Raw genomic sequence first — 25,531 nt, 5'->3', positions numbered from 1 at the left:
GTAGCGTCCTAAGTCGGGTCACACACAGTGGGGGGCCGCTGAGGCTGGGTGGCCGAGGGGGGTGCTGGTGGCGAGCAGGATCGCGCCCGTGGCGGCGGACCGGTCCGTACCCGGGCTGATTGTGAAGATCGGCGACTATCCCCTGCACCATGGCGGCGTCGGCGCCATCCGCAGCCTCGGCAGGCTGGGCGTTCCGATGTACGCGGTCACCGAGGACAGATGGACCCCCGCCGCCGTCTCCCGCTATCTGAGCTCCGGGTTCGTCTGGCCGACGACCGGTACGGAGCGGGCGGAGGAGCTGGTGGCGGGCCTGCTGGGGATCGGGCGGCGGATCGGGCGCCCGGCCGTGCTGATCCCCACCGACGAGGAGGCGGCGGTCCTGATCGCCGAGCACGCCGAGTCGCTCGCGGGCCGTTTTCTCTTCCCGCCCGTGGAGCCCGGGCTGCCGCGCCGGCTGGCCAGCAAGCAGGGGCTGCACGAGCTGTGCGTGGAGCACGGGGTGCCCGCCCCGGCGACGCTGTTCCCCGCCTCGTTCGAGGAGATCGAGAAGTACGCCTCGGTCGCCACGTTCCCGGTCGTCGCCAAGAACCGCGAGGCGTTCGAGCGGCGTCTGCGCCCCGCGGTGCCCGGCACGACCCGTATCGGCGGGCCCCGGGAGCTGCTGGAGCTGGCGCGCGGCTGGGGGGCCTCCCCGGGGGTGATCCTCCAGGAGTACCTGCCGCGCGAGGACGCCGAGGACTGGATCGTCCACGCCTACTTCGACGCCGAGTCCACCCCGCTGGCGATGTTCACGGGCGTGAAGGTGCGCTCCTGGCCGCCGCACGCGGGCATGACCGCCAACGCCTATGTCGTCGACAATCCGGAACTGGCCGCCATGGCGGCGCAGTTCATCAAACAGATCGGCTTCTGCGGGATCATCGACCTGGACTGGCGCTTCGACCGGCGTGACGGCCGGTACAAGCTGCTGGACTTCAACCCCCGCATGGGCGCCCAGTTCCGTCTCTTCGAGAACGAGGCCGGTATCGACGTGGTCCGGGCCCAGCACCTGGACCTCACCGGCCGTGCCGTCCCGGAGGCCGAGCAGCTCACCGGCCGCCGTTTCATCGTCGAGAACATCGACCTGCCCGCCTTCGCCGCCTACCGGCGCAGCGGCTACACCACCCCGCACGCCCCCGCCCGGGCCAGTGGCACCGAGCTGGCGTGGGCCGCCCGCGACGACATGAAGCCCTTTTTCACCATGCTCGCCCGGCTCGTACGGCCGGGCGCCCGGCATCTGTGGCAGCTGTGGCGCGCCCGGCGCCGCGCCGCCTCGGCCGCCCCGCACCACCGATAACGCCCGTACCGATAACGCCCGTATTCGCCACGCCGAACACCCCGCGTGCCCTGGGAGGGGATCCGTGACACTTCCCGTAGCCGTCATCGGGGCCGGTCCGTACGGCCTCTCGACCGCAGCCCACCTGAAAGCGCGTGCCGTGCCGACACGCGTCTTCGGCTCGCCGATGGTGAGCTGGCGGGAGCACATGCCCGCCGGGATGCTGCTGAAATCCACTCCCGCGGCCTCCAGCATCGACGCCCCCCAGCCCGGGCACACCCTTTTCGACTACTGCCAGGACGTCGGCGAGCGCCGCTTCGAGTCCGACTGGGACGCCATTCCGGTGGAGACCTTCGCCGGCTACGGGATGTGGTTCCAGCAGCGGCTGGTGCCCCAGCTGGAGCGGGAGCGGGTGGTGTCGGTCGACCGGCGCGGCCCCGGCGGGGGCTTCGAGCTGAAGCTGGACTCGGGGGAGCAGTTCACGGCGCGGGCCGTGGTCGTCGCCACGGGGCTGAGCGGGCTGGCCCAGCTGCCGCCCGAGCTCGCGGCGGCCGTCCCGGGCGGGCCCTCGGCGAGCGGGCCGGTCTCGCACAGCTCCCAGCACCGTGACCTCTCCCTCCTCGCGGGCAAGGACGTCGTGGTCGTGGGCGCCGGGCAGTCGGCGCTGGAGACCGCCGTGCTGCTGGCCGAGGCGGGCGCGGCGTCGGTACGGGTGCTGGCGCGGCGCCGGGGCGCGGTCCGCTTCGGCGCGGCCCCCGACGGGCAGTCGCTGCTCAAGCCCGACACGCCCTTCGGACGGGCCTGGTCGCTGTACGCCTTCTCGTACTACGCGGACGGCTTCCGCCGGCTGCCCGCGCCCACCCGGCAGTATCTGGTGCGCCGGGTGCTGGGGCCGCTGGGCGCGTGGTGGCTGCGCGAGCGCTTTGTGGGCCGGGTGCAGGTCACCGAGGGGAAGCGGATCGTCCGCGCCCGAGTGGAATCAGGTCGTCCAGTTCTTACGCTGACAGCGTCGGGCGACGGCCCCGACCGGGACGGCACCGAGAGCGAGCTCCGCGCCGACCATGTCATCGCCGCCACCGGCTACCGGATGGATGTGGCGGCCATGGACTTCCTCGGCACCGGGCTGCGCACCCGCCTGGCGGTGAGCGCCGGAGGCCCCCGGCTTATGGCCGGATATCGCTCCTCCGTACCCGGTCTGTACTTCACCGGACTGCCCTCCGCCGCCAGCTACGGGCCCGTCATGCGCTTTGTCTGCGGCACCGAGTACGCCTCCCCGCGACTGGCCAGGGCGGTCGCGGGACAGGAGTGAGGGGCTGTGTTCTAGGGGGATAAGACCGGAAAAATGACAGTGGCCCCGGCGCTGCCGCACGGCAGCTCCGGGGCCACTGTCCTGCCATGTGGAACTGAGGGTGCCCACGGTGATCGACAGCCGACCGGATACGCTGACTTTTGGTGAAGACAGCGACACATCGACAATCCCCGTGTTCGCAGGCAGACAGGAGTGACCCTCGTGACCGTCGTCGGGCCTTTCTTTGGGCTGAGCGTGCGGGACCAGGCTCTTGAAGCCGATGTCCAGGCCGGGTTGGCCGCTGTCGAGGAGGGCCTCATCGAGGCCACCAAGAGCGGCGTCCCCTTCATCACCGAGGCCGCCCAGCACCTGGTCAAGGCCGGAGGCAAGCGGTTCCGCCCCCTGCTGGTGACGCTCGCCGCGCAGTTCGGCGACCCCTACGCCCCCGGCGTGGTGCCCTCGGCCGTCGTCGTCGAGCTCACCCACCTGGCCACCCTCTACCACGACGACGTCATGGACGAGGCCGATGTCCGCCGCGGTGTCCCCAGCGCCAATGTGAACTGGGGCAACTCCGTGGCCGTCCTCACCGGCGACTTCCTCTTCTCCCGCGCCTCGCGGATCCTCGCCGACCTCGGCCCCGAGGCCGTGCGCATCCAGGCCGAGGCCTTCGAGCGCCTGGTCACCGGCCAGATCCTGGAGACGGCCGGCCCGCAGAACGGCCGCGACCCCATCGAGCACTACCTCGACGTCCTCGCCGGCAAGACCGGCTCTCTGGTCGCCGTCGCCGGCCGCTACGGCGCCATGATGTCCGGCGCCGACGAGCACGTCGTCGAGATCCTCACCCACTACGGCGAGCGCCTGGGCATCGCCTTCCAGCTCGCCGACGACGTCCTGGACATCGCCAGCGACTCCCACGAGTCCGGCAAGACCCCGGGCACCGACCTGCGCGAGGGCATCCCCACCCTGCCCGTGCTCCACCTGCGGGCCCGGGCCGCCGCCACCGGCGACCCCGAGGACCTGGAGCTGTGCCGGATGCTCGAGGGCGACCTCGGCGACGACGCCCTCCACGCCGAGGTCCTCCGCCGGCTGCGCGCCCACCCGGCGCTGGAGCAGGCCCGCCGCGACACCATCCGCTACGCCGAGGAGGCGCGCGCCACCCTGGCCCCGCTGCCCGAGTGCTCCGCGAAGACGGCGCTCGAAGAACTGTGCGACGCCGTGGTGCACCGAGCGGGCTAGTGACGGCCCCTGATGGCCCTGGGGAACTCCGCCCCGCGGCCACTGCGTCATACCCAAGGCGTACAGGCAGTTGATCCCGTCGGCTGACGACGGGAAGCCGCCACCCTGATGGAATCGAAGGGTAAGGCCGCTGCCGACGACGGAGGGTAGAGCACATGGCAGAGAACCAGCCGACATCAGAGGCGCAGGACTTCGGGGGACCGGCCCGGCGCCGTCGCAAGGCCGTCCGTTACGCCGTGCCGGTCGCGGTGGCGGGCGTCGCGGCAGCCACGATCGGGATCGGGTCGGCCCTCGCCAGCACCGGTGACCCGGATCTGCCGAAGATCAGCGCACAGGACCTCATAGCCAAGATGGCCCAGTCGGACACCCAGCAGATGTCCGGGTCGGTCAAGATCACCACGGATCTGGGCCTGCCCTCGCTGCCGTCGGGCCTCTCCTTCGGCGACGGGGAGAAGAAGGGCGAGGGGAAGAAGGGCGGCTCCGCGCCGTCCCCGCAGTCCAAGCTCACCGAGCTCGCCGCCGGTTCGCACACGCTGCGGGTGGCCGTCGACGGACCCGGCAAGCAGCGGGTGTCGATCGTCGAGCGCGCCGCCGAGTACAGCGTCGTCCGCAACGGCGCCGACGTCTGGGCGTACGACAGCTCCAGCAACACGGTGCACCACTCCAAGGCGCCGCAGGAGCGGGCGCACGGCAAGGACGCGAAGGCCGGTCAGGGCGCCAAGGGCGACATGATGCCGAAGGACCTGGGCGGTGCCTCGCCGCAGGAGCTGGCCAAGAAGGTCCTCGCCGCCGCCGACGGGACGACGGCCGTCACCGTCGACGGCACGGCCAAGGTGGCCGGCCGGGACGCCTACCAGCTGCTGATCAAGCCCAAGGCGGACGACACGACGGTCGGCTCGATCCGGATCGCGGTCGACGCGAAGAACGGCGTGTCGCTGAAGTTCACCCTCGCGCCCAAGGGCGGCGGCAAGGCGGTCGTCGACGCGGCCTTCACCAAGGTCGACTTCGGCAAGCCGGGCGCCGGCACGTTCGACTTCACCCCGCCCAAGGGCGCCAAGGTGACCGAGGGCGACGCGGCGAAGGGTTCGGCCGACCGCGACCACAAGGGCAAGCTGCCCGGGATCGCGGGTATGCCGGACGCGCTCGGCACCGGCGGCGACGCCGGCAAGTCGAAGGTCATCGGCAAGGGCTGGAGCTCCATCGCCGAGTTCGACGGCGGCAAGGACGCCTCGGCCGCGCTCAACGGCAAGGACGCCGGGAAGACCGGGAAGAAGGCCGGCGGCAAGGGCGGCGCGGACGCCCAGACCCTGCTGGACGGCTTCGGCACCAAGGTCTCGGGCGACTTCGGCTCCGGCCGGGTCTACAGCACCCGGATCGTCAACGCCCTGATGACGGACGACGGCAAGGTCTACGTCGGCGCGGTCACCAAGGACGCGCTGGTCAAGGCCGCGAACGCGAAGTAAGCAGGCTGCTGCCCCTGCCATGGCCCGGAGGGGCCCGTGTACGCGGCGCCCTCCGGGCCGCCAGTGGTCCCGGGCCGCACGGCGAGAGGAGACACCGTGGAAGGCCGGTCCGAGCCGGGGCCGTGGCCTGGGGCCACGAGCGAGAGCGTCGCGGGGGAGGGCGCCGTGATCGAGACGGTCGCGCTGACAAAGCGCTTCGGCGGCCGGCTCGCCGTCGACCGGCTCGACCTCGTCGTGCCGCGCGGCAGCGTCTTCGGCTTTCTCGGCCCCAATGGCTCCGGGAAGACCACCACCATCCGGATGCTCATGGGCCTCATCGAGCCCACCTCCGGCGCCGCCCGAGTGCTCGGCGAGGAGATGCCGCGCGCCGGGCGGCGCGTCCTGCCCAGGGTGGGGGCCCTGATCGAGGGCCCCGCGCTCTACGGCTTCCTCTCCGGCCGCGACAACCTTCTGCGGTTCGACGCCGCCGACCCCACCGCCGACCCCCGCACCCGCGCAGCGCGGGTCGGCGCCGCGCTGGAACGGGTGGGGCTGACGAGCGCGGCGGGCAAGAAGGCCCGAGCCTACTCCCTCGGCATGAAGCAGCGGCTCGGCCTGGCCGCCGCCCTGCTCCGGCCGCGCGAGCTCCTCGTCCTGGACGAGCCCACCAACGGCCTCGACCCGCAGGGCATGCGCGAGATCCGCGCCCTGGTGCGCGGGCTGGCGGCGGAGGGCACCACGGTCTTCCTCTCCTCCCACCTCCTCGACGAGATCGAGCAGGTCTGCACCCACGCCGCCGTCATGGCCCAGGGCCGGCTCCTCACCCAGGGCACGGTCCGGGAGCTGGCGGCCTCGGCCCGCGGCCGGCTGGCCGTCACCACTCCCGACACGGCGGAGGCCGTACGGGTCCTCAAGGAGCACGGAGTGCACGACCTCACGGTCACCGACGACCGCGTCACCGGCGAACTCCCGCCCGGCGGCCCGGCAGCGGACCTCGCCGACCTCAACGCCGCGCTCGTCCGGGCGGAGGTGCGCGTACGGTCCTTCGGCACCGAGCGGGCCTCGCTGGAGGACGCGTTCGTCGCACTGACCGGGGAGGGTTTCGATGTCGCGGGCTGAGGTGCTGCGCGGGATGCCCTCGCTGTCGCTCTACCGCAGCGAGGTGACGACGACCTTCCGGCGCTGGCGCACGCTCGCCCTGCTGGGCGTGCTGGCGGCCGTGCCGGTCCTCGTCGGTATCGCGGTGCGGATCGAGACGGGCCGCGGTGGGTCGGACGGACGCGGTGGGGGCGGTGGCGGCCCGGCGTTCATCGGGCAGGTCGCCGGGAACGGCCTCTTCCTCGTCTTCGCCTCGCTCGCCGCGACCCTGCCGTTCTTCCTGCCGATGGCGATCGGGGTGATCGCGGGCGACGCGGTGGCGGGCGAGGCGTCCTCGGGCACGTTGCGCTATCTGCTGGTCGCCCCGGCCGGGCGGACCCGGCTGCTGCTCGCCAAGTTCACGACGACCGTGCTGTTCGCCTTCGCCGCCACGCTCGTCGTCGCCGCCTCGGCGCTGGCGGTGGGCGCGCTGCTCTTCCCGGTCGGCGAGGTGACGCTGATCAGCGGGACGACGGTGTCGTTCGGCGAGGGGCTGCTGCGCGCGCTGGCGATCGCCGGGGTGGTCGCCCTGTCGCTGACCGGGCTCGCGGCGCTGGGCCTGTTCGTCTCGACGCTCACCAACAGCGGGATCGCGGCGATGGCCACGACGGTGGGGCTGCTGATCACGGTGCAGATCCTGGATCAGTTTCCGCAGCTCAGTGCGGTTCAGCCATATCTCTTTCCGCACTACTGGCTGGGGTTCGCGGATCTGTTGCGAGACCCGGTGTACTGGGATCAGATACTGCGCAACCTGGGGTTGCAGGGGTTGTACGTGGCGGTGTTCGGGTCGGCGGCGTGGGCGCGGTTCACGTCGCGGGACGTGACGGTGTGAGTCCTCGAACGCCGGACGGGCTGACCCTGTCAGCCCGTCCGGCAGCCGGCTAGAACGTGAGCTTCCAGCCCGCGATGTGCCCCTCGTCCTGCGCCGCCACGTCCTGCACGCGCAGCTTCCATGTGCCGTTCGCGGTCTCCGCGGACGCGTTGACGGTGTAGGTCTCGGTGACGTCCGCGGCCGAGTCGGAGTTGCTGGAGTCCTTCAGCCGGTAGGCCTTGCCACTCGGTCCGACCAGGTCGATCGCCAGGTCGCCCCGGTAGGTGTGCTTGATGTCGACGCCGACCTTGAGCGCGGCGGGCGCCTTGCCGGTGACGCCGGAGACGGTGAGCGGGGACTCCACGGCCGGGCCCCCGTCGGGGATGGCGACCTGAGACTTGCTCTCGAAGACGTTGCCGCTGGGCGGGGTGGTGGAGCCGCCGCTCAGGTTCCAGATGGCGTAGGCGATGGCGTCGCTGTTGTTGTCGAGCGCCTTGTCGTCGATGTTGGAGATGGTGTCGCAGGACGCGTGGTAGCAGCGGTCGAACGCCAGACCGGACGTGCCGCCCCACTTCTGGGCCTGCTCGGCGGTCTTGATGTAGTCCGCGCCGCTGAAGAGACCGCCGACGGCTATGCCCGCGTCCTTGAAGGGCGCGTGGTCGGAGCGGCCGTCGCCCTCGGTCTCTATCTCGGTGGGGATGTTGCGGGTGGCGAAGAAGTCCTTGAAGACGCCTTCGAGCCGCGTGTCGTCGTCGTAGACGAAGTAGCCCGGGTTGGGCGAGCCGATCATGTCGAAGTTCAGATAGCCGTCGATCTTCGAGCGCTCGGCGGCGGGCAGGCTGTTGACGTAGTACTTCGACCCGACCATGCCCAGCTCCTCCGCGCCCCACCAGGCGAAGCGAAGGTGCTTGTCAGGCTTGTAGTTCTGCTTGGCGACGGTGAGGGCGACCTCGAGGATGCCCGCCGAGCCGGAGCCGTTGTCGTTGATGCCGGGGCCCCGGGTGACGGAGTCGAGGTGGGCGCCGGAGAAGACCACGTGGTTCGTGTCCCCGCCCGGCCAGTCGGCGACGAGGTTGTAGCCGGTCGAGCCCGAGGAGGTGAACTGCTGGACGGTCGTGGTGAAGCCGGCCGCGTCCAGCTTGCCCTTCACATAGTCGAGGGACGCCTTGTAGCCGCTGCGGCCGTGGGCGCGGTTGCCGCCGTTGGCGGTGGCGATCGACTGGAGCTGGTTCAGATGGGCCTTGACGTTGGCCCCGGATATGTCCGGTGCCGCCACGGACTTGGCGGCGGTGGTCCGCCCGGCGGTCGCGGTGGTGGGAGCCGCGGTCGCCGGGACGGAGGAGACGCCCAGAAGGGCCGCTGTGACGGCCGCGCCCGAGGCGAGCAGGGCGGCGGCGGTACGTGCTCTTCGGGGCGGGGGCAGGGCTGGTCCGTTGAGTGCCATGGGGGGCTCCAACTCTGTTTGACGTGGCCATGATGTTCAGGGCCCCCCGAAGGCACGTCAAGAGCGCCTTTCGGACACCGATCACCGGTTTCCGGATATCGGTCGTCCGCTCAACCGCGCTGAGCTGTGGTTTCTGTGGCCTGAGAGCTCTCAGGGGCAATTGTGTTTTCTGTGTTGCCAGTTGCGTCGGCCCGCTCCTTGGCCTGCTTCAGCTCCACCCGGGCCTGCCGGGCCGTACGGATTCCGTCCCAGGTGAGCACGGCCAGCGCGAGCCAGACGAGCGCGAAGCCCGCCCAGCGCTCCGCGGGCATCGCCTCGTGGAAGACGAAGAGCCCCAGGGCGAACTGGAAGACCGGCGCGAGGTACTGGAGCATCCCGAGCACCGACAGCGGCAGCCGTACCGCCGCCGCGCCGAAGGAGACCAGCGGAATCGCGGTGATCACACCGGTGCCCAGCAGGAGCAGGGTGTGCCCGCCGCCCTCGGAGGCGAAGGTCGACTTCCCCTGGGCGCCGAGCACGGCCAGCACCACGACCGCCGGCAGGAACTGCACGGCCGTCTCGACGGCCATCGACTCCAGGCCGCCCAGCCCCACCTTCTTCTTCACCAGGCTGTAGGTGCTGAAGGTCGCCGCGATGGTGAGCGCCACCCACGGCGGCTTGCCGTAGCCCACGGCCAGCACGATCACGGCGGCGACGCCCACGCCGACCGCCGCCCACTGCGCCGGGCGCAGTCGCTCGCGCAGCACGAGGACGCCCAGGGCGATGGTGGCGAGGGGGTTGATGAAGTACCCCAGGGAGGTCTCCACGACATGACCGGAGTTCACGGCCCAGATGTAGACCCACCAGTTCACGGAGATGACGGCCGCGCCCACCGCCGCCGTCGCCAGTCGTTTCGGCTGCCGCAGCAGCGGGCGTATCCAGCCCCAGCGCCGGGTCAGGGCCAGTACGGCCACGACCGTGACCAGCGACCACACCATGCGGTGCGCGAGGATCTCGATCGCCCCGGTGGGCTCCAGCAGCGGCCAGTAGAGGGGGAACAGCCCCCAGATGCCATAGGCGGCCACCCCGTAGAGCAGCCCTGCGCGGGATTCTTGACGTGATGGCTCGGGTGACACGGGCCCCTCCCAGGGGTACGGCGACGGCGACCTAGCGACGGTAGACCCCGGTGCTCGGGACTGTCATGCCCGTATCGCATTACGGTCGTGGTGCGTGCCCCTCGCGGACACGTTCCATCGCGCTGGTGACATCGAAGGGCAGGATCGTCACCGCGACGTTCGGCAGCTGCCCCAGGACCCGGGCCATCTCCTCCGCCGTGCCGCGGTGCAGCAGCAGGCCCAGGGGAGAGGAGTAGGTGCGGCGGGGGATCAGCAGGGTGAGCGCGGTCGTGCCGTCGGCGGTCGTCCGGGCGGCGAGCGCGGCCACGGCGTGCCGCAGCCGCCGGTCGGGGCAGTCCACGAGCTCCAGCGGGACGGTCGTGCCGGACGACTCGTCCCAGCGGGCCACCAGCCGCCGCGCCCGGGGCTCGTCGATGACGAAGTGGAGGGCGCGCACCTCGTCGGGGCGCAGCTCGTGGGCGTACCGCAGGGCCTTGACCGTGGCCAGGTCGAGGCTGTCGACGAGGACGTGCACCACGTGGCGCCGCCAGTGGGGGCGGTCCGAGGCGAACGCGGGGACGTTCTCCAGGGCCGCGGCCTCCTCCCGGTACTGGCGGTTGATGCGGATCAGCGCCCAGACCCCGAGCGGGAAGACCACCACGACCAGCCAGGCGCCCTCCGTGAACTTGGTGATCGCGAAGATCACGACCACCAGCGCGGAGACCACCGCCGCGGCGAGGTTCGCCGCCGTCTTCCAGTGGGACTGCCGGCGCCGCCAGTGGTGGGCCGTCATCCCGGCCGCCGCCATCGTGAAGCCGGTGAAGACGCCGATGGCGTACAGCGCGACCAGCTTGTCGACGCTGGCGCGCGTGACCAGCAGCAGCGCCAGGGAGAGGACGGTGAGGCAGATGATCCCGTTGGAGAAGGCGAGCCGGTGCCCGCGCCGCGTCAGCTGCCGGGGCAGGAAGCGGTCCTCGGCGACGAAGCTGGCGAGGAAGGGGAAGCCGGTGAAGGGCGTGTTGGCGCCGGTGTAGAGGATGAGCGCCGTCGCGAGCTGGACGTAGACGAGCCCGGCGGTGCCCGCCCAGCCGTCGCCGAAGACCAGGTGGGCCTCCTGGGCGATGACGGTGGGGTTGCCGTCGGTGTAGGGGATGGCGTGGGTGAAGTGGGCGAGCGCGGAGACGCCGAAGACCATGACGCCCAGGACGCAGCTCATCGTGGTGAGCGTCCGCCGGGCGTTGACGCCCTGGGGGCGGCGGAAGGCGGAGACCCCGTTGGAGATGGCCTCCAGGCCGGTCAGGGAGGAACCGCCGTTGGCGAAGGCGCGCAGCACCATGAAGAGCGACGCCCCGTACAGCCAGCCGTGCCCGGGCTCGCCGAGGGGGACGGCGCCCTGGGCGTGGACGTCCGCGTGTGGCAGCCCGCCGTCCAGCGCCCGGAGCAGCCCCACGACCAGCATGGCCGCCACGGCGAGCATGAAGAGATACGCGGGCGCGGCGAACGCCCGCCCGGCCTCCCGGACCCCGCGCAGATTCCCGTACATCAGCAGCACCACCACTCCCGCCGTGATGGGGAGCTTGAGGTGGTCGAGGCCGGTGTAGCCGTTACCGGTGAGGTGGGCGAGGGAGATGAGGGCGTCGGTGCCGGCGGAGGTCTGTACGGCGACCGTGACGATGTAGTCGACGAGCAGCGCCACGGCCGCGATCTGCGCGACGCGCGGCCCGAAGTTCTCCCGGGCGACGACGTACGAGCCGCCGGCCCGCGTGTAGAGGGAGACGACGTCGCGGTAGGAGACGGTCACCAGCAGCAGGACGAACAGGATCGCGCCGGTCACCGGCAGCAGCAGGGTGAACGCGGCGGCCCCGACGACGGGGACGAGGATGCGCAGTATCTCCTCGCTGCCGTACGCGGTCGAGGACATGCAGTCGGAGGCGAGCACGCCGAGCGCCATCGGATTGGACAGCTTCTCCTGGGAGAGCCGCTCGGTGACCAGCGGCGGGCCGAGGAACGCGCGCTTGAGGCGGTAGGCGAGGCGGTCACGGACGACGGGTTCGGGCTCGGCGACGACGGGTTCGGGCTCGGCCATCTTCATATGAGAGCGGCTGCCCAGCCCTCCGGGCGTCAGACGCCCCGCCGGACGGGCCGAAAACAGCCCGTCCGGCGTTTCGAGCGGACTTACCCGACCACTGTCCAGGTGTCGTTCCCGCCGAGCAGCGCGGCCAGGTCGCCCTTCCCCTTCTGCTCGACCGCCGCCTCCAGCTGATCCGCCATCAGCGTGTCGTAGACCGGACGGTCCACGCTGCGGAAGACGCCGATCGGCGTGTGGTGCAGCGTGTCCGGGTCGGCGAGGCGCGACAGGGCGAAGGCCGTGGTCGGGGACGCGGTGTGCGCGTCGTGGACCAGCACCGACGCCTCGTTCTCCGGCGTCACCGCGACGACCTTCAGATCACCCGTCGCCGGGTCCCGTACGACACCCTTCGCGCCGTCCACGCCGAAACGGATGGGCGCGCCGTGCTCCAGGCGGATCACGGCCTCCTCGGCCTGCTGCTTGTCCTTCAGCACGTCGAACGCGCCGTCGTTGAAGATATTGCAGTTCTGGTAGATCTCCACGAGCGCCGTCCCCGGATGGGCGGCGGCCTGCCGCAGCACCTCGGTGAGGTGCTTGCGGTCGGAGTCGACCGTGCGGGCGACGAAGGAGGCCTCCGCGCCGAGCGCCAGCGACACGGGGTTGAAGGGTGCGTCCAGGGAGCCCATGGGCGTGGACTTGGTGATCTTGCCGACCTCGGAGGTCGGGCTGTACTGGCCCTTGGTCAGCCCGTAGATCCGGTTGTTGAACAGCAGGATCTTCAGGTTGACGTTCCGCCGCAGGGCGTGGATCAGATGGTTGCCGCCGATGGACAGCGCGTCGCCGTCGCCCGTGACGACCCACACCGACAGATCGCGGCGCGAGGTGGCGAGGCCGGTGGCGATGGCCGGGGCGCGGCCGTGGATGGAGTGCATCCCGTAGGTGTTCATGTAGTACGGGAAGCGGGAGGAGCAGCCGATGCCGGAGACGAAGACGATGTTCTCCTTCGCCAGCCCGAGCTCGGGCATGAAGCCCTGCACGGCGGCGAGGACGGCGTAGTCACCGCAGCCGGGGCACCAGCGCACCTCCTGGTCGGACTTGAAGTCCTTCATCGTCTGCCGGGCTTCGGCCTTGGGCACCAGCTTCAGCGCCTCAGTCATCGCCTCAGTCATCGATGGCCTCCTTGAGCACGGTGGCGAGCTGCTCGGCCTTGAACGGCATTCCGCTCACCTGGGTGTACGAGCGGATGTCGACGAGGTACTTCGCCCGCAGCAGAGTGGCGAGCTGACCGAGGTTCATCTCCGGTACGACCACCTTCTCGTAACGCCCGAGGACCTCGCCCAGATTCCCCGGGAACGGGTTGAGGTGGCGCAGATGAGCCTGGGCCACCGTGCCCCCGCTCGCCCGTACGCGCCGTACCGCCGCCGTGACCGGGCCGTAGGTCGAGCCCCAGCCGAGGACCAGGACCCGCGCGTCGCCGGTCGGGTCGTCGACCTCGACGTCGGGGACGTCGATGCCGTCGATCTTGGCCTGGCGGGTGCGGACCATGAAGTCGTGGTTGGCCGGGTCGTAGGAGATGTTGCCCGTGCCGTCCTGCTTCTCGATGCCGCCGATGCGGTGCTCCAGGCCCGGGGTGCCGGGCACGGCCCAGGGGCGGGCCAGCGTGTGGGGGTCGCGCTTGTACGGCCAGAAGACCTCGGTGCCGTCGGCCAGCTCGTGGTTGGGCCCGGAGGCGAACTGGACCCGCAGGTCGGGCAGCTCGTCCGGCTCGGGGACCCGCCAGGGCTCGGAGCCGTTGGCCAGATAGCCGTCGCTCAGCAGGAAGACCGGGGTCCGGTAGGTGAGCGCGATCCGGGCCGCGTCCAGGGCGGCGGTGAAGCAGTCGCCGGGCGTCCGGGGGGCCACGATCGGCACGGGCGCCTCGCCGTTGCGCCCGTACATCGCCTGGAGCAGATCGGCCTGCTCGGTCTTGGTGGGCAGACCGGTGGAGGGGCCGCCGCGCTGGATGTCGACGATCAGCAGCGGCAGTTCGAGCGAGACGGCCAGGCCGATGGTCTCGGACTTCAGGGCGACGCCGGGGCCGCTCGTCGTCGTCACGGCGAGCGCGCCGCCGAAGGCCGCGCCCAGCGCCGCGCCGATGCCGGCGATCTCGTCCTCGGCCTGGAAGGTGCGCACGCCGAAGTTCTTGTGCTTCGACAGCTCGTGGAGGATGTCCGAGGCCGGGGTGATCGGGTACGAGCCCAGGTAGAGCGGCAGGTCCGCCTGGCGGGCGGCGGCGATCAGACCGTAGGACAGCGCGAGGTTGCCGGAGATGTTGCGGTAGGTGCCGGGCGGGAAGGCGGCGGTGGCGGGCGCGACCTCGTAGGAGACCGCGAAGTCCTCCGTCGTCTCACCGAAGTTCCAGCCGGCCCGGAAGGCGGTGACGTTGGCCTCCGCGATCTCCGGCTTCTTGGCGAACTTCTTCCGCAGGAACGCCTCGGTGCTCTCGGTCGGCCGGTGGTACATCCACGACAGCAGGCCGAGCGCGAACATGTTCTTGCTGCGCTCCGCCTCCTTGCGGGAGAGGCCGTAGTCCTTGAGCGCCTCGATGGTCAGCGTCGTCAGCGGCACCGGGTGGACGTTGTACGCGTCCAGGGAGCCGTCCTCCAGCGGGTTGCTGTCGTAACCCACCTTCGCCATGGGGCGCTTGGTGAACTCGTCCGTGTTGACGATGATCTCCGCGCCGTGGGGCACGTCCGCGATATTGGCCTTGAGCGCGGCCGGGTTCATCGCGACCAGGACGTTCGGCGCGTCGCCGGGGGTGAGGATGTCGTGGTCGGCGAAGTGGAGCTGGAACGAGGACACGCCCGGGAGGGTGCCGGCGGGGGCCCGGATCTCGGCGGGGAAGTTCGGCAGAGTGGAGAGGTCGTTGCCGAACGACGCCGTCTCGGAGGTGAATCGGTCTCCGGTGAGCTGCATGCCGTCGCCCGAGTCACCCGCGAAGCGGATGATCACCCGGTCCAGCCGGCGTACCTCCTTGGCGCCGTCCGGGCCGTCGGCCGTGCCGTCGGTCGGGCCGCGTTGTCCGGCGAGGCGTTCACGGGCGTCGGCCTCGCCGCCCGGATCGGCTGATGCGGCCTGTTCGGCCGGGCTGCTGACCTGGCTGGTCACTGCTTCGGACCTCCCTCGTGGCGGCGCCGGCCGGACGATGGCGCCGACCGGCGATCCCACGGCCATCGTACGTGGGCAAGGGCAGCCTTCCCCGGGGGGATCAACGATTCAACAGCGGACGGTAACGCTCCGGACTCCGGGGCGGCAGCCCCGGAGTCCGGGAGAGGCCGGAACCGCCGTCAGGGCCGCGGCTACGCGCCGTCAGGACCGCAGATACGTGAGCACCGCCAGCACCCGGCGGTGGTCGCCCTCGCTCGGGGAGAGCCCCAGCTTCAGGAAGATGTTGCTGACGTGCTTCTCCACCGCGCCGTCGCTGACCACGAGCTGCTTGGCGACGGCCGAGTTCGTCCGCCCCTCGGCCATCAGCCCGAGGACCTCCCGCTCGCGCGGGGTGAGCCCGGCCAGTACGTCCTGCTTGCGGCTGCGGCCCAGCAGCTGGGCGACGACCTCGGGGTCCAGCGCGGTCCCGCCGCGTGCCACGCGGACCACCGCGTCCACGAACTCGCGCACCTCGGCGACCCGGTCCTTCAGCAGATAGCCGACCCCCCGGGTGCTGCCGGCCAGCAGCTCGGTGGCGTACTGCTCCTCGACGTACTGCGAGAAGACCAGCACCCCCAGCTCAGGGTGGTCGCGGCGCAGCCGCACCGCCGCCCGGACGCCCTCGTCGGTGTGGGTCGGGGGCATCCGGACGTCCGCGACGACCACATCGGGGAGGGCGTCGGCGGCGGAGAGCTCGGCGATCGTCTTGAGCAGCCCCTCCGCGTCGCCCACGCCCGCCACGACCTCGTGCCCCAGATCGGTGAGCAGCCGGGTCAGGCCCTCCCTGAGCAGCACCGAGTCCTCGGCGATGACCACCCGCACCCTGTCGTCCACGATCACGTTTTCTCCTGCCCCCTGGCGTTTGCCGACGTGGTTCGTACAGCGTCAGCATCGCAGCATCCGGGGCCGGAGCGGGCGGCGCGCGGCCGGGGCGGGTGGCACCGGGCGCGCGCCGAGTGCGCGCCGGGCGCCCGGCGCGCGTCGGTGGCGCTAGCCCCGGGCGCGCCAGGGCAGCCCGGCGGTGACGGTCGTGGGGCCGCCGGCGGGCGAGTCGATCACCAGGAGCCCGTCCACCGAGTCCAGCCGCTCGGCGAGCCCGGCCAGTCCGCTGCCGCTCGTGGTCCCGGCGCCGCCGCGCCCGTCGTCCCACACCCGCAGCATCAGCCGGTCGCCCGAGCGCCAGACGTCCACCTGGGCGGAGCGCGCCCGGCTGTGCTTGCTGATGTTCTGGAGGAGCTCGGAGACGGTGAAGTAGGCGATGCCCTCGATGGCGGGCGCCGGACGGGAGTCCAGGTCCACCTCGGTCGTCACCGGGACGGTGCAGCGCCCGGCCAGCGAGGCGAGCGCGGGGCCGAGGCCGCGGTCGGTGAGGATCGCGGGGTGGATGCCGCGGGCGAGGTCGCGGAGCTCCTGGAGGGCGAGCTTCACCTCGCCGTGGGCCTCGTCGACCATGCGGGCGGCCTTCTCCGGGTCCCGTTCCACCAGCTCCTTCGCCAGGCCCAGCTCCATGGCGAGGGCGACGAGACGGGCCTGGGCGCCGTCGTGGAGATCGCGCTCGATGCGGCGCAGGTCGGCGGCGGCGGTGTCCACGACCACGCCCCGGTCCTCCTCCAGCTCCCAGACGCGCTCCGCCAGCCGCGACGGCCCCAGCAGCCCGCGCACCAGCAGCCGCTCCACATGGGCCAGGCCCCGGATCACCCCCGCCGTGACCAGCACGAGGACGAGGCCGACGGCGCAGGTGATACCGATCTCGAACGGGCTGTCGAGGTGGAAGGCGTGGCCGTTGGAGTCGCCGTAGAGCTGGATGCCCGGCTGGTGGGCGTAGGTGGGCAGCGTCCACTGCCAGGCCGGGTAGAGGAAGAGGGACCAGCCGACCGACCACATCACCAGCGACAGGACGAACGAGAACAGCGCCCACGGGAAGTGCAGCAGCGCGTAGAGCAGGTGACGCCAGGACGTGCCGCTCTTGAACAGCGCGCCCACCCATGCCATCGGGCCGGCGGCCCGCCCGTCACGGCGCCGCCGGACGCGGACCGGCTCCGGCTCGGCGATCTCCAGCCGCAGCAGCCCCCGGGCCCGCGCCCGCTCCAGGACGCCCAGCCCGCGCGCGGCGGCGAGGGTGGCGGCCAGCAGGGGCACACCGATGAACGTGATCAGGGTGCCGACGCCCGCGGTGGTCAGGGTGATGGCGAGCGAGAAGGCGACGGTCGCGATCGGCAGGCTCGTCAGCAGGTAGAGGAACTCCCGCCAGGTGCGGCCCTCCAGCGGGGCGCGCAGCGCGGCGGGCACCCGGTGGTGGGTCCCGGCTGCGTGGTCGATGGCCATGTCGTCCTGTCCTCGTGCGGCGGTTGTGTCCCTCAAGGCTCCCCGGGCGGGGGCCCGGGGACCATGAGGCGGGTGGGTGTCCTCGGGGTGGGGAAAGCCCCACCTTCCGGCTAGGGACGTCCGTCGGTGCGCTCGTCCGTACGTCCGTCCTTGTGGCCGTCCGTACGGCTCCGCCAGGGCAGCTCGGCCGTGACGACCGTCGGGCCGCCGGCGGGGGAGTCCACGACGAACAGCCCGTCCACCGAGCCCAGCCGCTCGGCGAGCCCGGCCAGCCCGCTGCCCCGGGCGGTCGACGCGCCGCCCTGCCCGTCGTCGCTGACCCGGATCAGCAACCGGTCCTCCGCGCGCCACAGCTCGACCTCCGCCGTCCGGGCCCGGCTGTGCTTGCTGATGTTCTGGAGGAGCTCGGAGACGGTGAAGTAGGCGATGCCCTCGATGGCGGGCGCCGGACGGGAGCCCAGGTCGACGGCCACGTTCACCGGCACCGTGCAGCGCCCGGCCACCGACGTCAGCGCCGGGCCGAGGCCGCGGTCGGTGAGGATCGCCGGGTGGATGCCGCGGGCGAGGTCGCGCAGCTCCTGGAGCGCGAGCTTCACCTCGCCGTGCGCCTCGTCGACCATCCGCGCGCCCACCTCCGGGTCCTCCAGCAGCCGCTCCTTCGCCAGGCCGAGCCCCATGGCGAGGGCGACGAGACGGGCCTGGGCGCCGTCGTGGAGGTCGCGCTCGATACGGCGCAGATCGGCGGCGGCGGTGTCCACCACCACGCCCCGGTTCTCCTCCAGCTCGGCGATCCGCCGCTCCAGCTCGCCCGACGGCGCCAGCAGCCCGCGCACCATCGCCCGGTCCACATTGGTCAGCCCCCGCGCGATATGGCCCAGCACCGGCCACGCGACGAAGAGGGACGCCAGCGCGATGCCGAATGTGAGAACGCCCCATGGCAGTCGTATGAACGCGTACAGCGTGCTGCGCCACGCCACCGGGTCCTTCAGCGTCATCCACATCCGGCCGAGGAAGCCGCCGGCGCGGTGCCGGGGGAGCGGGCTCGGCTCGTCGATCCGTACGCCCAGCAGCACCCGCGCCCGCCACCGCTCGGCCCGGCCCAGCACCCGCGCGCCCATCAGGCCGGCCGCCAGCAGCGGCAGCCCGACGACCGTCACCGACAGCAGCGCGCCCGCGTAGAGCCAGAGCGAGACATAGAGGAAGCCGAGGATCCCCTCCAGCAGATTGAGGAGGAGGTGCGCGACCTCCTTCCACGTCGTGGAGCCGAAGGCGAAGCGCGCGGGAGGCAGCCGGTCGTCGTCCTCGGCGGCGGCCGGGACGGCGCGGGAACGGGTGGCGGTACGGGCGGTCATACGGCAAGCGTGCCCTGGTCAGGACCGCTGCCGCCATGGGGGCGGTGGGTGCCGTGGGGTGGGGATAACCCCACCCCACGCCTACTGGGGCGGCTCATCCGGGGCGCCATAGGGCCTAGACTCGCGTGCGTACAGATCGTCGAACAAACAGGACAGGGAGCGAGGGGCGGACGTGCCGGAGGCGACCGTGCGCACCAGTGGCGCCGATGTCCAGCTCGCGGCGGACTACTTCCACGCCTATTCGGTCGTCGGACTGCTCGCCGTCATCGGCGTGCTCTTCGTCGCCGTGGCCTTCGGAGCCGGACGGCTGCTGCGACCGGTGGTGCCGACGCCCGAGAAGCTGCTCACGTACGAGTGCGGTGTGGACCCCGTCGGCGAGGGCTGGGCGCACACACAGGTCCGCTACTACGTCTATGCGTTTCTGTATGTGATCTTCGCAGTGGACTCGATCTTCCTGTTCCCCTGGGCCACGGTGTTCGCCGCGCCGGGCTTCGGCGGGGCGACGCTCGTGGAGATGTTCGTCTTCCTCGGCTTCCTCGCCGTGGGCCTGTTGTACGCATGGAAGAAGGGCGTCCTGGAATGGACGTGACACCCCCGGTCGACCTGCCCGAGCCCCGCCGGCTCGGCCCGCTGGCGCGCCTGGCCCCCGAGCCCATGAAGGTCGTCCTGAACTGGGGCCGCCGCTACAGCCTGTGGGTCTTCAACTTCGGGCTCGCCTGCTGCGCGATCGAGTTCATCGCGGCGTCCATGGCGCGGCACGACTTCATCCGCCTGGGCGTGATCCCCTTCGCGCCCGGCCCGCGCCAGGCCGACCTCATGATCGTCTCGGGCACGGTCACGGACAAGATGGCCCCGGCCGTGAAGCGGCTGTACGAGCAGATGCCCGAGCCCAAGTACGTGATCTCCTTCGGCGCCTGCTCCAACTGCGGCGGGCCCTACTGGGACTCGTACTCGGTGACCAAGGGCGTCGACCAGATCATCCCCGTGGACGTCTATGTGCCGGGCTGCCCGCCGCGGCCGGAGGCGCTGCTCCAGGGGATCATCAAGCTTCAGGAGAAGATCGCGAAGGAGTCACTGGACGAGCGGTACGGCTCCGCCGGGGGCGGTGGACGTCCCTCGGCCGCGGCCCTGCGCAGCGGCCTGGTGACGCCTCCGCCGCCGCCTCCCACTGCGGGGGCTTCCGAGGAGACGGACCGATGAGCGAGCCTGTCGCCTGGCTTCCGGGCGCCGTGACGGACCTCTTCGGCGCGGACGCGACCGCCGAGGAGGCGTACGACCTGCTGACGGTCGACGTCCCGGCGGAGGAATGGCTGACCGCGCTGCGGACCGCGCGTGATGTGCTGGGCTGCACGTTCTTCGACTGGCTGAGCGCCGTCGACGAGCCCGGCACGGGCTTCCGCGTCTGCGCGCACGTGGCGGCGCTGCCGGGCGGCGCGGACGGCGTGACGCGCCGGCTGCTCCTGCGCACGACCGTGCCGCACGAGGCCCCCGCGCTGCCCAGCGCGGTGGGCGTCTACGCGGGCGCGGCGTGGCACGAGCGCGAGACGCACGAGATGTTCGGCATCGACTTCCCGGGCCACCCCCACCTCGTGCCGCTCCTGCTGCCCGAGGGCTTCGAGGGCCACCCGCTGCGCAAGGACTTCGTCCTCGCGGCCCGTGTGGTGAAGGCCTGGCCGGGCGCGAAGGAGCCGGGTGAGGCGGCGGAGGGCGGCCCCAAGCGCCGCCAGATGCTTCCCCCTGGCGTCCCCGACCCCAACGAATGGGGCCCCCTCAAGGGCCAACTCCCCCCGGCCCCGGCCCGCCCCACCCGCACCCCGCGCACCGCTGCCGCAGGCCCCGCGACGGACCGCCCGGCCCGCCGCGCCCGCAGCGTGGCCGACGGCTCGGCGAGCCAGGCGGGCGAGGGCGCGGCCCCGGCCCCGCGCCGTACGCGGAGCGCGGCCGACGGTTCGGCCGGCCAGGCGGGTGCGGAGGCGGCGCCTCGGCGTACCCGCAGCGTGGCCGACGGCTCGGCGAGCCAGCAGGGCGATGCGGCACAGCCCACGCCCTCCCGCCCGACCCCCCGCTCCTCGGACGCCCCCTGGCACCACGCCCGCCCGACCTTCGACGAACCGTCGACGAACACCACGCCCCCGCAGCCTTCGGGCGAGCCCGGGCCCTCCCACCGCGACGGCGCCGAGCCCGAGCGCGGCGGCCCGGCGGTGCCGGACGCACCGGCACCCGAAGCCCCCGCCACGGACGCCGCGGGCAAGGCCGCACCCGAGCCCGGCGCAGCCGAACCCGGCACGGGCGAGCCCGGCACCCGGAAGCCCGGCGCGGCCGAACCCCGTCCGGGCGAGCCCGAGAACGATCAGAACCCCGCCGGAGGCGACCCCGCATGAGCAGCGACATTCTCGACGTCGTGCTGCGGCTCCTCGCCGTCTTCGTCTGCTTCCTCGTGCTGCCGCTGGTCATCGGTCAGACCGAGCACAAGGTGATGGCCCATATGCAGGGCCGCCTCGGCCCCATGTACGCCGGTGGTTTCCACGGCTGGGCGCAGCTCGTCGCGGACGGTGTGAAGTTCGCGCAGAAGGAGGACGTCGTCCCGGCCGACGCGGACCGGCGGATCTTCCAGCTCGCCCCCGCCGTGGCGCTGCTGCCGTACCTGCTCGTGCTGCTCGCGATCCCGGTCGGGCCCGGCAACGCCGTCGGGCAGGTCGTCGACGCGGGCATCTTCTTCGTGCTGGCCGTGATGGGCGTGGGCGTCCTGGGGTCGCTGATGGCCGGCTGGGCGTCGGCCAACAAGTTCTCGCTGCTCGGCGGTCTGCGTACCGCCGCGCAGCTGCTCGCGTACGAGCTGCCGATGCTGCTCGCGGCGGCGTCCGTCGCGATGGCGGCGGGCACCGTGTCGCTCCCGGGGATCGTCGAGGCCTTCCACTGGTGGTGGGTGCCGTGGCAGATCGTCGGCGGCGTCGTCTTCTTCACGGCCGGTCTCGCCGAGCTCCAGCGCCCGCCGTTCGACATGCCCGTCGCCGACTCGGAGATCATCTTCGGTGCGTACACCGAGTACACGGGTCTGCGCTTCGCGATGTTCCTGCTCGCCGAGTACGCGGGCATCGTCGTCCTGTGCGGTCTGACGACCGTGCTGTTCCTGGGCGGCTGGCACGGCCCGTTCGGGGCCGACGGGCTGGGCTGGCTGTGGACGCTGCTGAAGACTTTCGTCCTCGCCTTCGTCGTGATCTGGCTCCGCGTGACCTATCCGCGGCTGCGCGAGGACCAGCTCCAGAAGCTGGCCTGGACCGTCCTCATCCCGCTCGCCCTCGCGCAGATCGCCCTCACCGGCGTCGTCAAGGTGGTGATCCAGTAATCATGGGCATCCCTGGTTCCGGCCTGGCCAAGGGCCTCGCCGTCACGCTTCGCACCATGACCCGGCGCTCGGTCACCGCGCAGTACCCGGACGCCCAGCCCGAGCTGCCGCCCCGTACGCGCGGCGTCATCGGGCTGTTCGAGGAGAACTGCACGGTCTGCATGCTGTGCGCCCGTGAGTGCCCGGACTGGTGCATCTACATCGACTCCCACAAGGAGACCGTGCCCCCGGCCGCCCCGGGCGGCCGCGAGCGCAGCCGGAACGTCCTCGACCGCTTCGCGATCGACTTCGCGCTGTGCATGTACTGCGGCATCTGCATCGAGGTGTGCCCCTTCGACGCGCTGTTCTGGTCGCCGGAGTTCGAGTACGCCGAGACGGACATCCACGAGCTCACCCATGAGCGCGACAAGCTGCGCGAGTGGATGTGGACCGTGCCCGAGCCGCCCGCGCTCGACCCGGCGGCCGAGGAGCCCAAGGAGATCGCGGCGGCCCGCAAGACGGCCGAGAAACTCGCCGCCCAGCAGGAACAGCAAGCGCAGCAGGAGAAGGAGGGAGAGGCGTGACCGGCACCGCCACGCTCGCCGCCCAGGCGCATGGCTTCCTCTCCACCTCCGGTGTCGAGATCGTCTTTCTCCTGGTCGGCCTCGTCACCCTCGGCGCGGCCGTCATCACCGTCACCACCAAGCAGCTGGTGCACGCCGCCCTCTGGCTGGTCATGGCGCTCGGCGGGCTCGCCGTGGAGTACCTGCTGCTGACGGCGGAGTTCATCGCCTGGGTGCAGGTGCTGATCTACGTCGGTTCCGTTGTGGTCCTCCTCCTCTTCGGGCTCATGCTCACCAGGGCCCCCATCGGCCGCTCCCCGGACGCCGACTCCGGCAACCGGTGGGTCGCCCTCGGAGTCGCCGGCGCCGCCGCGGCCGCCCTCGTCTGGGTGGTCGTGGACGCCTTCCGTACGACGTGGATCGATCTGGGCGGCGCGCCGCAGGGCTCCACCGAGGTCTCCGGAGAGATCCTCTTCCGGCACTGGGTGCTGCCGTTCGAGGCGCTGTCCGTCCTGTTGCTCGCCGCGCTCGTCGGCGCGATCGTCCTCTCCCGAAGGAAGCCCGACGAGAAGAAGGAGGAGCGCTGATGCATCTCGTCTACCCGGCCGTCCTCGCCGCCCTCCTCTTCTGTGTGGGCCTCTACGGCGTCCTCGCCCGGCGCAACGCGATCCTGGTCCTGATGTCCGTCGAGCTGATGCTCAACGCCGTCAACCTCAACCTCGTCGCCTTCGACGTATGGCTGCGCGACACGCTCCACGCGGGCCAGGCGCTCACTCTCTTCACCATCGCCATCGCCGCCGCCGAGATCGGCATCGGCCTGGCGATCGTCCTCCAGGTCCACCGCAACCGCGGCACCGCCGACGTCGACCGGCTCCGCGACCTCGCCGAGGACGCCCCCGACACCGCCCATGAGCACCGCGAGGAGAAGGCCGAGGCCGCCGCGTGAGCACCACGACCACCGCCGTCCTCGTCCCCCTGCTGCCCTTCCTCAGCGCCCTCGCCGGCTTCCTGACGGGCCGCCGCGTCCCCGGCCTCGTCCGCCCGCTCGCCGTGCTGCCGACGCTGGCCGCCGCCGTGCTCGCGATCGTCGTCGCCTGCCGGCAGGGCGGCGGTGAGGCGCTCGACGCCGCCACCCGGCTCACGCCCACCGGCTCCGTCCCCATCGACCTCGCCCTCCACCTCGACGGCTTCGCCGTCCTCGTGGCCGTGCTCGTCGGGGTCGTGGCTTCTTGCGTCCAGCTGTACTCGACGGCCTATCTGCGCGACGACCCCCGCTACCCCTCGTACGCGGCCCTCGTCTCCCTCTTCACCTCCGCGATGCTGCTCGTCGTCTACACCGGCGACCTGATGGTGCTGCTGGTCGGCTGGGAGATCATGGGCATCTGCTCGTACTTCCTGGTCGGCCACTACTGGGAGACCGAGGCCGCCCGGTCCGCCTCCCTCAAGGCCTTCCTGGTCACCAAGCTCGGCGACGTCCCCTTCCTGATCGGTATCTTCGCGCTGGCCGCCGACGCCGGAACGTTCCGCATCAGCGGCATCGTCAGCACTGCCGCCTCCGGCGGGCTTCAGCACCCCACCCTCGTCGCGCTGCTGCTCCTGGCGGGCGTCGCGGGCAAGTCCGCGCAGTTCCCCCTGCACACCTGGCTGCCCGACGCGATGGCCGGCCCGACGCCCGTCTCCGCGCTGATCCACGCCGCGACGATGGTCGCGGCCGGTGTCTACCTCGTCGCCCGGCTCCTCCCCGTCTTCGCCGCCTCCGCGGCGGCGCTCGTCGTGCTGGCCGTGATGGCCGCGGTCACCATGGTCGGCTCGGCCCTGGCCGCGCTCGCCCAGGACGACATCAAGCGCGTCCTCGCCTACTCCACCGTCGGCCAGCTCGGCTATATGACCGGCGCCCTGGCCGTCGGCGACCGCGGCGCGGCCGTCTTCCACCTCATCTCGCACGGCGCGTTCAAGGCCCTCCTCTTCCTCGGGGCAGGCGTGATCATCCACGCCGCCGGCACCAACTCGCTGGCCGCCATGGCCCGGATGAACGGCCTGGCCAAGCGGATCCCCGACGCCTACTGGACGATGACCGTCGCCCTCCTGGCGCTCGCCGCGATCCCCCCGTTCAGCGGCTTCTTCTCCAAGGAGGCCGTCCTCGGCGCGGCCGAGCACGCCGCCACCGGTGACGCCCACGGCATCCCCGCCGCCGCGGCCGGCCCGGCCGGCTGGACCGTCCTGATCGCGGGCCTGGTCACCGCCGTCCTCACCGCCGGCTACGCCACCCGCCTGTGGCTGCTCGCCTTCCACGGCAAGGGCGCCGAGGCCCCCGACCACGGCCGCGAGCCCGTCGCGATAAACGGTGTGCTCTGGGTCCTCTTCCTGCCCACCGCCGCCCTCGGCCTGGCCGCCTGGAAGCTGCCCGACTGGTTCGACGGCCGCTCGCTCACCCCCGGCCTCACCACCTCCGTCCTCTCCACCGGCTGTGCCCTCGCCGGCGCGCTCGTCATGTACGCCGCCTGGCGCCGCACCGCAGCGCTCACCGCCCGTACCCCCCTCGGTGCCGTGGCCGCCGACCCGGAAGCGGCGCCCGCCGTCTCCGAGATCGAGGCCATCGCCAGCCACGAGCCCGCGTACGGCACCATCGCCGCCGCCTCCGACCCGGCCGACCCGGGCAGGCTGCTGCTCGGCCCCCTGCACCGCCACGCCGTCACCGGATTCCACCTCGACGCCGTGTACTCCACCCTGCTCGTCCGGCCCACGCGCGCCGCCGCCCGCCTCGCCCGCTTCCTCGACCGCGAGGTCGTCGACGCGTACGTGCGCGGCGCCGCCACCGCGCCCGGGCTGCTCGGCGCGGCCGTCCGCCGCGCCCAGACCGGCAATGTGCAGACCTATCTCGGCGCCCTGCTCGCCGGCTCCGTCGTCCTGGCCGTCGCCGCCGTCCTCGTCGCCACCGGAGCCTGATC

General features: G+C 72.0%; 22 protein-coding genes. 14 read left to right on the top strand and 8 right to left on the bottom strand.

Annotated features, from left to right (window positions below):
- Window positions 1-67 precede the first annotated feature (67 nt).
- From RM609_RS07725 to RM609_RS07700, 6 genes are all read left to right on the top strand, one after another.
- On the top strand, window positions 68-1,333 hold the full coding sequence (locus tag RM609_RS07725) for a carboxylate--amine ligase (protein ID WP_311609008.1): 1,266 nt from the start codon (window positions 68-70) through the stop codon (window positions 1,331-1,333).
- A 64-nt stretch (window positions 1,334-1,397) separates the two neighbouring features.
- Window positions 1,398-2,621, top strand: coding sequence for an FAD-dependent oxidoreductase (locus tag RM609_RS07720; RefSeq protein WP_311609006.1), 1,224 nt, complete (start codon window positions 1,398-1,400; stop codon window positions 2,619-2,621).
- 201 nt (window positions 2,622-2,822) lie between these two features.
- The gene (locus tag RM609_RS07715; RefSeq protein WP_311609004.1) at window positions 2,823-3,836 is read left to right on the top strand and encodes a polyprenyl synthetase family protein; all 1,014 of its coding nucleotides are present in this window, start codon (window positions 2,823-2,825) and stop codon (window positions 3,834-3,836) included.
- A 155-nt stretch (window positions 3,837-3,991) separates the two neighbouring features.
- A complete protein-coding gene (locus RM609_RS07710; protein WP_311609002.1) occupies window positions 3,992-5,299 on the top strand; it encodes a LolA family protein in 1,308 nt (435 codons plus the stop codon).
- A 165-nt stretch (window positions 5,300-5,464) separates the two neighbouring features.
- Window positions 5,465-6,397, top strand: coding sequence for an ABC transporter ATP-binding protein (locus RM609_RS07705; protein ID WP_311609000.1), 933 nt, complete (start codon window positions 5,465-5,467; stop codon window positions 6,395-6,397).
- Window positions 6,384-7,247, top strand: a complete 864-nt coding sequence (locus RM609_RS07700; protein WP_311608998.1) for an ABC transporter permease — start codon at window positions 6,384-6,386, stop codon at window positions 7,245-7,247. Before RM609_RS07705 ends, RM609_RS07700 begins: the two co-directional genes overlap by 14 nt.
- 49 nt (window positions 7,248-7,296) lie before the next feature.
- Here the strand turns inward: RM609_RS07700 and RM609_RS07695 are convergent, their stop codons facing one another.
- The 8 genes from RM609_RS07695 to RM609_RS07660 form a co-directional block, all read right to left on the bottom strand.
- Window positions 7,297-8,670, bottom strand: a complete 1,374-nt coding sequence (locus RM609_RS07695; protein ID WP_311608996.1) for a M28 family metallopeptidase — start codon at window positions 8,668-8,670, stop codon at window positions 7,297-7,299.
- 110 nt (window positions 8,671-8,780) lie between these two features.
- Window positions 8,781-9,785, bottom strand: coding sequence for an EamA family transporter RarD (gene rarD, locus RM609_RS07690; RefSeq protein WP_311608994.1), 1,005 nt, complete (start codon window positions 9,783-9,785; stop codon window positions 8,781-8,783).
- Window positions 9,786-9,864: 79 nt separating this feature from the next.
- Entirely contained in the window at window positions 9,865-11,850 is a 1,986-nt protein-coding gene (locus tag RM609_RS07685; RefSeq protein WP_311608993.1) for an APC family permease, read from the bottom strand.
- 89 nt (window positions 11,851-11,939) lie between these two features.
- On the bottom strand, window positions 11,940-13,001 hold the full coding sequence (locus tag RM609_RS07680; RefSeq protein WP_311608992.1) for a 2-oxoacid:ferredoxin oxidoreductase subunit beta: 1,062 nt from the start codon (window positions 12,999-13,001) through the stop codon (window positions 11,940-11,942).
- The gene (locus tag RM609_RS07675; protein ID WP_311608991.1) at window positions 12,994-14,979 is read right to left on the bottom strand and encodes a 2-oxoacid:acceptor oxidoreductase subunit alpha; all 1,986 of its coding nucleotides are present in this window, start codon (window positions 14,977-14,979) and stop codon (window positions 12,994-12,996) included. Before RM609_RS07675 ends, RM609_RS07680 begins: the two co-directional genes overlap by 8 nt.
- A gap of 201 nt (window positions 14,980-15,180) precedes the next feature.
- Window positions 15,181-15,840, bottom strand: a complete 660-nt coding sequence (locus RM609_RS07670) for a response regulator (protein ID WP_311609155.1) — start codon at window positions 15,838-15,840, stop codon at window positions 15,181-15,183.
- 168 nt (window positions 15,841-16,008) lie between these two features.
- Window positions 16,009-17,343, bottom strand: a complete 1,335-nt coding sequence (locus RM609_RS07665; protein WP_311608989.1) for a sensor histidine kinase — start codon at window positions 17,341-17,343, stop codon at window positions 16,009-16,011.
- A gap of 110 nt (window positions 17,344-17,453) precedes the next feature.
- On the bottom strand, window positions 17,454-18,695 hold the full coding sequence (locus tag RM609_RS07660; protein ID WP_311608988.1) for a sensor histidine kinase: 1,242 nt from the start codon (window positions 18,693-18,695) through the stop codon (window positions 17,454-17,456).
- A gap of 172 nt (window positions 18,696-18,867) precedes the next feature.
- On the opposite strand from RM609_RS07660, the gene RM609_RS07655 reads away from it, so the two are divergent.
- From RM609_RS07655 to RM609_RS07620, 8 genes are read left to right on the top strand one after another with little or no spacing between them, the layout of a single operon-like run.
- Window positions 18,868-19,284 carry an NADH-quinone oxidoreductase subunit A gene (locus RM609_RS07655; protein WP_126914744.1) on the top strand — a complete coding sequence of 139 codons (417 nt, stop codon included), beginning with the start codon at window positions 18,868-18,870 and terminating at the stop codon, window positions 19,282-19,284.
- The gene (locus tag RM609_RS07650; RefSeq protein ID WP_311608986.1) at window positions 19,275-19,895 is read left to right on the top strand and encodes an NADH-quinone oxidoreductase subunit B; all 621 of its coding nucleotides are present in this window, start codon (window positions 19,275-19,277) and stop codon (window positions 19,893-19,895) included. Before RM609_RS07655 ends, RM609_RS07650 begins: the two co-directional genes overlap by 10 nt.
- Complete coding sequence (locus RM609_RS07645; protein WP_311608984.1) at window positions 19,892-21,076, top strand: NADH-quinone oxidoreductase subunit C; 1,185 nt, start codon at window positions 19,892-19,894, stop codon at window positions 21,074-21,076. The genes RM609_RS07650 and RM609_RS07645 overlap by 4 nt, the downstream gene beginning before the upstream one ends.
- On the top strand, window positions 21,073-22,041 hold the full coding sequence (locus RM609_RS07640; protein WP_311608983.1) for a complex I subunit 1/NuoH family protein: 969 nt from the start codon (window positions 21,073-21,075) through the stop codon (window positions 22,039-22,041). The genes RM609_RS07645 and RM609_RS07640 overlap by 4 nt, the downstream gene beginning before the upstream one ends.
- Complete coding sequence (locus RM609_RS07635) at window positions 22,041-22,604, top strand: NuoI/complex I 23 kDa subunit family protein (RefSeq protein ID WP_311609154.1); 564 nt, start codon at window positions 22,041-22,043, stop codon at window positions 22,602-22,604. The genes RM609_RS07640 and RM609_RS07635 overlap by 1 nt, the downstream gene beginning before the upstream one ends.
- Window positions 22,601-23,170, top strand: a complete 570-nt coding sequence (locus RM609_RS07630; protein WP_311608981.1) for an NADH-quinone oxidoreductase subunit J family protein — start codon at window positions 22,601-22,603, stop codon at window positions 23,168-23,170. The genes RM609_RS07635 and RM609_RS07630 overlap by 4 nt, the downstream gene beginning before the upstream one ends.
- Window positions 23,170-23,529: an NADH-quinone oxidoreductase subunit NuoK gene (gene nuoK / locus RM609_RS07625; RefSeq protein WP_311608979.1), complete on the top strand. Its 360-nt coding sequence runs from the start codon at window positions 23,170-23,172 to the stop codon at window positions 23,527-23,529. The genes RM609_RS07630 and nuoK overlap by 1 nt, the downstream gene beginning before the upstream one ends.
- Window positions 23,526-25,529 (top strand): NADH-quinone oxidoreductase subunit 5 family protein, encoded by a 2,004-nt coding sequence (locus tag RM609_RS07620; protein ID WP_311608978.1) that lies wholly within the window; start codon window positions 23,526-23,528, stop codon window positions 25,527-25,529. The genes nuoK and RM609_RS07620 overlap by 4 nt, the downstream gene beginning before the upstream one ends.
- The last annotated feature ends 2 nt before the right edge of the window (window positions 25,530-25,531 follow it).

The sequence above is a fragment of the Streptomyces hesseae genome (assembly GCF_031845785.1).
Classification (GTDB): domain Bacteria; phylum Actinomycetota; class Actinomycetes; order Streptomycetales; family Streptomycetaceae; genus Streptomyces; species Streptomyces hesseae.
This window is presented reverse-complemented; position numbering and strand designations above follow the sequence as displayed.

Bases quoted from the DNA above. Each gene is read 5' to 3' on its own strand.
- RM609_RS07710 (WP_311609002.1), top strand. From the start codon at position 3,992: ATGGCAGAGAACCAGCCGACATCAGAGGCGCAGGACTTCGGGGGACCG.
- RM609_RS07700 (WP_311608998.1), top strand. From the start codon at position 6,384: ATGTCGCGGGCTGAGGTGCTGCGCGGGATGCCCTCGCTGTCGCTCTAC.
- RM609_RS07695 (WP_311608996.1), bottom strand. From the start codon at position 8,670: ATGGCACTCAACGGACCAGCCCTGCCCCCGCCCCGAAGAGCACGTACC.
- RM609_RS07685 (WP_311608993.1), bottom strand. From the start codon at position 11,850: ATGGCCGAGCCCGAACCCGTCGTCGCCGAGCCCGAACCCGTCGTCCGT.
- RM609_RS07680 (WP_311608992.1), bottom strand. From the start codon at position 13,001: ATGACTGAGGCGATGACTGAGGCGCTGAAGCTGGTGCCCAAGGCCGAA.
- RM609_RS07665 (WP_311608989.1), bottom strand. From the start codon at position 17,343: ATGGCCATCGACCACGCAGCCGGGACCCACCACCGGGTGCCCGCCGCG.
- RM609_RS07660 (WP_311608988.1), bottom strand. From the start codon at position 18,695: ATGACCGCCCGTACCGCCACCCGTTCCCGCGCCGTCCCGGCCGCCGCC.
- RM609_RS07650 (WP_311608986.1), top strand. From the start codon at position 19,275: ATGGACGTGACACCCCCGGTCGACCTGCCCGAGCCCCGCCGGCTCGGC.
- RM609_RS07645 (WP_311608984.1), top strand. From the start codon at position 19,892: ATGAGCGAGCCTGTCGCCTGGCTTCCGGGCGCCGTGACGGACCTCTTC.
- RM609_RS07640 (WP_311608983.1), top strand. From the start codon at position 21,073: ATGAGCAGCGACATTCTCGACGTCGTGCTGCGGCTCCTCGCCGTCTTC.
- nuoK (WP_311608979.1), top strand. From the start codon at position 23,170: ATGCATCTCGTCTACCCGGCCGTCCTCGCCGCCCTCCTCTTCTGTGTG.